This window comes from Vibrio sp. 1069, from assembly GCF_033340555.1.
Genome location: NZ_JAWOWP010000106.1, coordinates 1 through 1,110, shown reverse-complemented (window position 1 = coordinate 1,110; position 1,110 = coordinate 1). Strand labels below are relative to the sequence as shown.

Annotated in this window: 1 protein-coding gene; it reads left to right on the top strand. The window is 44.1% G+C overall.

Annotation, left to right across the window (positions count from 1 at the left end):
• Positions 1 to 87: 87 nt before the first annotated feature.
• Positions 88 to 1,110: peptide-methionine (S)-S-oxide reductase MsrA (gene msrA, locus R7040_RS24745; RefSeq protein ID WP_318097312.1), on the top strand; the 1,023-nt coding region annotated here is incomplete at its 3' end.

Here is a 1,110-nt window from a genome sequence, read left to right as displayed (position 1 = left end):
GTAATTTTTTCGCTCTGTTGCCTTTCTAATTACGTAGCACTTTTTATTTGAGTCACACTTTCTACGGAAAACAACGTTGAGGTAGCTATGAAGAAAATATCTAAGTTATTGGTCGGATTCTCTTTCGCACTTCCTGTCTTGTTTCTACTTTTGAGTAAAACAGGCACCGCCGATACGATGGATAAGATGAAGGCTTTAGAGAATGCAGAAATCGCCACACTGGCTGGCGGCTGTTTTTGGTGTACGGAATCGGACTTAGAACAGCTTCCTAGCGTCTTGGATGTGGTGTCTGGCTACTCCGGCGGGCACGTGAAAAACCCAACCTATCGCCAAGTATCTTCTGGAAAAACCGGACACATTGAATCCATCGAAGTGAAATACGACCCGAAAGTGGTGAATTACGAACAAGTACTCGATTACTTTTTCCGCCACATTGACCCAACCGACGATAAAGGATCATTTGTCGACCGAGGTCCACAGTATCGACCTGCTATTTTCTACCACAACGCAGAGCAAAAGCAGATCGCAGAGCAGTTTATGATGGAAATCGACAATGCAAAGGTTTATCCAAAACCGCTTAAAACTGAGTTGATCAAGTTTGAGACATTCTATCCAGCGGAAGAGTACCATCAGGATTACTACAAAAAGAGCAGCCTAAAGTACAAGTACTATCGTTACGCATCCGGTCGAGACAAATACTTGGATGAAGTGTTTGGTGACGATCGCAAAGAACATCCGAAAACACTGCGTCAGCTTATCGATGAGAAAAAGCTGCTGTCGAAGGTAAAAGCATACAACAAGCCGTCTCAATCGAAGATCAAGTCTACGTTGACTGAGTTGCAATACTACGTAACGCAAGAAGAAGGTACCGAGCGCCCGTTTGACAACGAATATTGGGACAATAAAGAAGCCGGCATTTACGTCGACATCGTGACTGGTGAGCCGTTGTTTTCTTCTACCGACAAGTACAAATCGGGTACGGGGTGGCCAAGTTTCACTAAGCCAATCAACCCAGGTTACATCGTCGAAAAAACCGATTACAAGTTGATTTATCCTAGAACAGAAGTTCGCAGTAAGTTTGGTGATTCTCACCTAGGGCACGTATTTACC